The following is a 6,831-nucleotide window of genomic DNA, read 5'->3' as shown; positions in this document are numbered from 1 at the left end:
CTGCAAGCCTGGTTCGTCCGCACCGGTCATCCCGCCGGGAACGATCCCTATTTCCTCTATGCCTCCTCCAATATCGGCAGCTTTCTGGCGCTGTTGTCCTATCCGTTCCTGCTGGAGCCGATGTTCACGCTGCATACGCAGAACCGGTTCTGGACCGGCGGCTATGGCCTCCTGATCGTCCTGATCGCCGCCTGCGGCGTGCTGTTGTTGCGCTCGCCGAAGCTGGCGGTGGTCGATGCACGAACCGAGGAGATCAATGCGCCGGCACCCGGCCTCGTGACGCGGCTGCGCTGGATCTTCCTCGCCGCGGTGCCGTCCGGCCTGCTCATCGCCGTCACCGCGCACATCTCGACCGACGTCGCGGCGGCGCCGCTGCTGTGGGTGTTGCCGCTGTCGCTGTATTTGCTCACCTGGGTGGTGGTGTTCCAGTCGCGGCCGCTGCTGCCGCACAAATGGATGCTGATGCTCCAGCCGGTCGCGATCGCGGGCGTCATCCTGCTGCTCGCCTTCGGCGGCGAGCAGAATCTGCTGCTGACGCTYGGCGGTCATCAATTGTGCTTCTTCGTCATCGCCATGGCCTGCCACGGCGAATTGGCGCGGACACGGCCGGCCGCGAAATATCTCACCGGCTTCTATGTCGCGTTGTCGTTCGGCGGCATGGTCGGTGGCCTGTTCGCAGGACTTCTGGCACCGTTCACCTTCTCCTGGATCGCGGAATATCCGATCCTGGTCGCGCTCGCCGCGCTGTGCCGGCAGTCGGCGAACGAGCGTTTTGCTGGTCTCGTCAAATGGTACTGGCTGGCCCTTGCCGCGCTGGCGGTGGCACTCGTTGTGCCGTCATACACCACGGGCAATCTCTCGACCTGGTTCGAGGATCACCGCGTCTGGGTCGCCGGCGCCGTCGGCCTGCTGGCGGCACTTCTGGCGCTCGCGCTCAATGCCGGCCGCTGGAAGATCTTTGCCACCGTCGTGCTCGCGCTGGCCCTGATCCGGATCTATCCGGCGGACGAGGGCCGCGTCATCACCGTGCGCAGCTTCTTCGGCGTGCACAAGATCGTGGTGACGCCCGGCGGTTATTTCCACGTGCTGATGCACGGCACCACCATTCACGGCGCCGAGCGCTTCCGCAACAATGACGGCACGCCGGTCACCGGCCGGCCCGAGCCGATCACCTACTATCACAAGGACGGCGGCATCGGTCAGGCCATCACCGCGCTCCGCGAGCGCAAGGGCGCGCCGCTGAAGGTCGCCGCGATCGGCGTCGGATCGGGCACGCTTGCCTGCGCCGCCGAGCARGGCGAGAGCTGGAAGTTCTTCGAGATCGACCAGTCCATGGTCGACGCCGCGCGCGATCCGAAGAATTTCCGTTACATCTCGAGCTGCGCGCCAGACCTGAAGCCGGTGATCGGGGACGCACGCCTCACCTTCGCGAAGGAGCCGGACGGCGCCTACGATCTCATCATCGTCGATGCCTATTCGTCGGATGCGATCCCGATCCATCTGGCGACCGAGGAGGCGATGAAGATCTACAAGGACAAGCTCGCGCCGCACGGCGCCGTGGTGATGCATGTCTCCAACCGGCATCTCGATCTCGAGCCGGTCGTGGTCGGCATCGCCGATGCCAACGATCTCAAGAGCTGGGTCTACAACGAGGATTCCGGTCGCGACTCCGACTACATCTTCTCCACCGACGTCGTCATCTCCGCGCGCGAGGCGGCCGATGTCGGCAAGCTCGCGTCCTCCAAGCAGTGGGAGGAGACCGAGGCCGATGACAGGGTGCGGGTCTGGACCGACGACTATTCCAACATCCTCGGCGCGCTGTACCGCCGTCTGAAGGATGGGGAGTGATGGTTCGTGGTTCGTAGCCCGGATGGAGCCAACGGGTCGGCGCGAAGCGCCGCCCGATGACAGGCTCCGCGTAATCCGGGATCACTCCCACCCTGGGCGACGCTGGTCCCGGATTGCGCTTCGCTCCATCCGGGCTACGGTATCGCCGAGATAGATCCTACGGCTCGACCGGCGTCCCCGCCGGCAGCGCAATTCCATTCCCGCCCACGACCTGTCGCAACAGGTCCGGGCGGTCGGAGATGATGCCGTCGACGCCAAGCTCGATCATGCGCGCCATGTCGTCGGGCTTGTTGACGGTCCAGACCACGACGCGCAGGCCGAGCTCATGGGCCTCGGCGACAAGCGCTGCCGTCACATCGCCGAAATAGGGCGACCACACCGCGCCGCCCGCGGCCTTGATCGTCCGCGGCAGCGAGCCGCCGTGATCGGCGGGATTGAAGCCCGCCGTCCAGTTGCTGGCCTTGTCGAGCACGACGGTCGGTGCCGGGCCGCGCTGGAGCGTCAGGTAAACGGTCGGAATCGTCGGTGCCCGCTGCTGCACGAGCAGCAGGGTTCGCCAGTCGAATGACTGGATCATGACGCGCTCGGAAAAGTTCTCGGCCTCGATCACCCCGAGCAGCCTGGCGACGAAGCCTTGCGGATCGAGCGACTCGTCCGGATGGTTCGGATCGATCTTGGTCTCGATGTTGAGGCGCACGCTTCTGTTGCCGGACTTGCGCACCAGCGCAAACAGCTCGCGCAGGGTGGGAATGCGCGTCCCCGGCACGGCGCGCTGGTCGGGGAATTGTCTTGCATAAGCGCTGTCCGGCCGGATCTGGCCGACGTCATATCTCCTGACGTCGGCGAACTGCAATTTCACGAACGGCGTACCGGGCAGGGCGACATAGGCGCCGGACGCATCCCGGGCAAGGTCGGGGTTGAGCCCGCGCTCGTGCGACACGACGACCTCGCCGTCGGCGGTGACGCCGACGTCGAGCTCCAGCGTGTCAACGCCCATGGACAGCGCGTTGGCGAAGGCCGGCAGCGTGTTTTCCGGCAACAGCGCCCGCCCGCCGCGATGCGCCTCGAGATCGAATCCCATGGCCTTTCCCGCGATCAGGATCGAGATCACAGTCAAAACTATCGCAGCACGTGATGGCATGGCGGCTCGGAGGGCAAGCGAAAAGGGCAGCATTTGAGTGCACTTTGGCGCGTCCTGCCCATCCTACAGGCTTTCGTGGCTGTTGAAACCTTGGGCGGCGGCTTGGGTTGCGCTCGCCAGGCTTGTATGTACTCATGGAAGCCGCCCTGGAATTCCGAACGTGCAACAGAAACGCGATCACCGCATCATCCGCAGCCGGCATTTTCACAGGATGCAGCGGCGGCATTTCATCATCTTCGACCTGCTGCCGTTCGTCGGCACGCTGGTGGCACTGGGCCTCTTGTTCTACCGCCCGATCGGGGTGATGGAGCTCAGCCTGTTCTTCGGCTTCTGGCTGATCACCGGGCTCGGCCTCACCGTCGGCTATCACCGCCTGTTCACCCACCGCGCGTTTGCGACGTCCACCGCGATGAGCGCGATCCTGATCATCATGGGGTCGATGGCTGGGCGCGGACCGATGCTGTCCTGGGCGGCGATGCACCGGCGCCATCACGAATTGTCCGATCATGACGGCGATCTGCATTCGCCGCGTCTGCACGGCGACGGCCTGCTCGGTCGCCTGCGCGGCTTCCTGCATGCGCACCTGACCTGGATGATCGAGCACGATTATCCCAACGTCGCGCATTACGTGCCCGATCTGATGGCGAACCGCGCGCTGGTTGCGGTCAACAGCTACTATTACAGCTGGGCCGCGCTCGGCCTGTTGCTGCCGGCCGCGATCGGCGGCCTTGCCACCATGAGCCTGTGGGGCGCGCTGAGCGGTTTGCTCTGGGGCGGCGTGGTGCGCATGTTCGTGGTCGAGCAGACGATGTCCGCCATCAACTCGATCATGCATACGTTCGGCGCGCAGCCCTTCGTCACCCGCGACGACAACAGCCGCAATCTCGGCGTGATGGCCTGGCTCGCCTGGGGCGAGGGCTGGCACAACAATCATCACGCTTTCCCCTATTCCGCCGCCTTCGGGCTGCGCTGGTTCGAGTTCGATCCCGGCTTCATCTTCATCCGGGCGCTGGAAGCGCTGGGACTGGCCTGGGACGTCAAGGTGCCGAGCGAGGAGAAGATCGCGCGGCGCATGCTGCGGCAGCCGGGCGACGCTGCGCCCGACCTCGAAACGGGCTGAGCATCATCAACCGGCGCGAGAGCCGGTGATGGCGCGGCTTTGACCCGATGCTGTTCAACGACTACCCCTTTCTCCTGGTCTTCCTGCCGGCGGCGCTGCTGATCTACCGCCTGGCCGATCCCTTTCCGCCGTTGCGGATCGGCGTGCAGGTCGCGCTTTCACTCGCCTTCTATGCCTGGGGCAGCCCGTCCTTCATCCTGCTCCTGGTCGCCTCGGTTTCAATCAACTGGCTCGCGTCGATCGCCTATGGCCGGATGAAATGGTCCGGGGTCCTCACGCTGGTGATCGTGCTCGATCTCGCCGTGCTGGCGCTGTTCAAATACGCTAACTTTGTGCTGGCCAATCTCGGCCTCGTGTTCGGCACGACGATGCCGCAGCTCGACATCGGGTTGCCGCTCGGCATCTCCTTCTTCACCTTCCACCACATCATGTATCTGGTCGATCTGAAGCGCGGCAAGGCGCCGCTCTATGCGCTCGACCGCTACGCGCTTTACATCGCCTTCTTCCCGCAGGCGATCGCGGGGCCGCTGGCCCGCTGGTCGGAGGTGATGCATCAGTTCGGCCGCGAGGTCTACGCGCCGGGCTGGCAGCGCCGATTCTGCATCGCGACCTGCTTCATCGCACTCGGCCTGTTCGAGAAGGTCGTGATCGCCGACAGCACCGCGCATCTGCTCGATCCCATCTACGCGAAGGCCGCGAGCGGACCGCTTGCGAGCGGCGATGCCTGGCTCGCCTTCTGCTTCTCGTTCCAGATCCTGTTCGACTTCTCCGGCTATTCCGACATCGCGATCGGCCTCGGCCTCCTGTTCGGCGTGCAGCTGCCGTATAATTTCAATGCGCCGCTGCGCTCGACCAGCATCCAGGATTTCTGGCAGCGCTGGCACATCACCTTGATGCTGTTCCTGCGCGACTATGTGTTCTATCCGCTGGTCAATCTGCGCCTCCTGCCTCGGCGCTGGCTTCCGGTGCAGTTCTTCGGCGCGATGCTGATCACGATGGCGCTGTGCGGCCTGTGGCACGGCGCGAGCTGGGCCTTTGTGCTGTGGGGCGTGCTGCACGGCCTCGCGCTGGTCGCCTGCGCGCTGTGGCGCCGCTACGGGCCGGAGTTTCCGTCATGGCTCGGATGGGCGCTCACCGTGCTGTTCGTGCTGGCAACCGGCGTGATTTTTCGCGCGGGATCGGTCGAGGCCGCCTGGCAAGTCTTTTCCGGGCTCGCTTCGGCGCTGCCGCTTGATCGCGGACAGCATCTGTGGCCGCTGATTGTGGCGCCGCTGTTTGCCTTCCTGTTGCCGGCGAGCCAGGACATCGTCGCCGTGTTCACCCGCCGGCCGAATCCGGCGCTCGCTGGTGTGCTCGGCATTGGCCTGTTCGCATTGTTGCTCCACATGGGTGGTCGGGATCTCCATGAGTTCGTCTACTTCAGGTTCTGATGCCGACCCCGGCTGGGGCCGCAGCCTCAAGGCGTGCCTGGGCACGCTGGTCGGCGCTGGCCTGCTGGTGCTCGCGCTGATGGTGCTGGTCGACCCCTATGACAGCGGCAAGCTTGGGCTGCTCGGTATCGACGGCGTCGACAATCGCCTCACCCAGATCACGGCCGCGAGCCGTGCGAGAGACCCGAATTTCAACGCCGCCATTCTGGGCAACTCCACGGCGCAGATGATCGAACCGGCGGAATTGTCACGCGCAACCGGCCTGCGCTTCGTGCAGCTCTACATGACCGGCGCAATTCCGCGCCAACAGCTCGCGGTGCTCGACTTCTTCCTGCGACATCACAAGGAGGTCGGCGCGCTGGTGATCGCGGCCGATCCCGGCTGGTGCGTGCATGCGCGGCCGAAGGAGGAGGGGGTTCCGTTTCCCTATTGGCTCTACGACAACAGCGTCGTCACCTACGCGGTGCGGCTGATCTCCTGGCAGGCCATCGAGCAGGCCTTTCAGCGCTTGAGCATCGGGCTTGGCCGGCGGCAGCGGATGAATCCGGATGGCTTCGTCAGCTACGAGGACATCTGGCCGCCCGGGCAATTCAACGAGGTCGGCTGGCCCAGGGATCCCGCGCCGGCTGCGTCTTCCGGGATGCGGGCGACGTTCCCCGAGATCGCCGCGCTGGACGATATCGTCAGGAAGCTGCCGGCCAATGTGCCCGTCGTCATCTTCGTGCCGCCGACCTTTGCAGCCACCGTGCCGAAGCCCGGCACGGAAACGGCGCTGGAGCGCGGCGCCTGCGACGCCGCACTGAAGAATGTTGTCGCAGGACGGGCCCGCAGCAATTTCATCAGCTATCGGGTCGACAACGAGCTCACCCGCGACCCCGACAATTTCGCCGACTTCATCCACTACCGCTCCAAACTCGCGCGCCCAATTGAGCAGGGCATTGTCGCGAGCCTGCGCGATGGAGAGAAGGCCAAGATCGATTTCTGAGCTGTCGTTGGCTCAGCCGATCTCCGCGAAACTGCCGTCGAGCCAGAGCCTGCGGGCCAGCTTGCGCTGGATCTTGCCGCTCGTGGTCTTCGGCAGCGCGCCGGGACGGATCAGCGCGATATGGCGTGCGGAGAGCTCGTGGCTGTCGGCAACGGCCTCGCGGATCTGGTCCTTGATCTCGGAGGTGTCGATCGTGTGGCGCGCGGTGCGCTCGACCTCCTGGACGATGACGAGGCTCTCTTCACCGCGCTCGTCCGGCACTGAGAACGCCGCGCCGCAGTTTTCGCGCAAGCCGCCGTCAAGCGAT

Annotated in this window: 5 protein-coding genes and 1 pseudogene; 4 read left to right on the top strand and 2 right to left on the bottom strand. The window is 65.2% G+C overall.

The annotated features are described in order from the left end of the window. Window positions 1-1,848: spermidine synthase (locus ACXJL8_RS29465; protein WP_456686053.1), on the top strand; the 1,848-nt coding region annotated here is incomplete at its 5' end. A gap of 157 nt (window positions 1,849-2,005) precedes the next feature. Here ACXJL8_RS29465 and ACXJL8_RS29460 read toward each other — a convergent pair. Continuing rightward, window positions 2,006-2,989, bottom strand: coding sequence for a glycerophosphodiester phosphodiesterase (locus ACXJL8_RS29460; RefSeq protein ID WP_456622388.1), 984 nt, complete (start codon window positions 2,987-2,989; stop codon window positions 2,006-2,008). A 160-nt stretch (window positions 2,990-3,149) separates the two neighbouring features. Here ACXJL8_RS29460 and ACXJL8_RS29455 point away from each other — a divergent pair, with 160 nt between their 5' ends. The 3 genes from ACXJL8_RS29455 to ACXJL8_RS29445 are packed head-to-tail and all read left to right on the top strand — an operon-like array spanning window position 3,150 to window position 6,524. Continuing rightward, the gene (locus ACXJL8_RS29455) at window positions 3,150-4,109 is read left to right on the top strand and encodes an acyl-CoA desaturase (protein ID WP_456622387.1); all 960 of its coding nucleotides are present in this window, start codon (window positions 3,150-3,152) and stop codon (window positions 4,107-4,109) included. Between the two features lie 47 nt (window positions 4,110-4,156). Next, entirely contained in the window at window positions 4,157-5,539 is a 1,383-nt protein-coding gene (locus tag ACXJL8_RS29450; RefSeq protein ID WP_456622386.1) for an MBOAT family O-acyltransferase, read from the top strand. Next, window positions 5,514-6,524 (top strand): hypothetical protein, encoded by a 1,011-nt coding sequence (locus ACXJL8_RS29445; RefSeq protein WP_456622385.1) that lies wholly within the window; start codon window positions 5,514-5,516, stop codon window positions 6,522-6,524. Before ACXJL8_RS29450 ends, ACXJL8_RS29445 begins: the two co-directional genes overlap by 26 nt. 12 nt (window positions 6,525-6,536) lie before the next feature. Here ACXJL8_RS29445 and ACXJL8_RS29440 read toward each other — a convergent pair. After that, window positions 6,537-6,831: pseudogene (locus tag ACXJL8_RS29440) on the bottom strand (fatty-acid--CoA ligase); the annotation flags it as partial.

The sequence above is a fragment of the Bradyrhizobium sp. P5_C11_2 genome (genome assembly GCF_054049755.1).
Note: the sequence above shows the minus strand (reverse complement) of the source record. Positions and strands in the feature narration are given on the sequence as shown.

Coding starts and splice junctions, on each gene's coding strand:
- ACXJL8_RS29460 (WP_456622388.1), bottom strand. CDS start 2,989: ATGCCATCACGTGCTGCGATAGTTTTGACTGTGATCTCGATCCTGATC.
- ACXJL8_RS29450 (WP_456622386.1), top strand. CDS start 4,157: ATGCTGTTCAACGACTACCCCTTTCTCCTGGTCTTCCTGCCGGCGGCG.
- ACXJL8_RS29445 (WP_456622385.1), top strand. CDS start 5,514: ATGAGTTCGTCTACTTCAGGTTCTGATGCCGACCCCGGCTGGGGCCGC.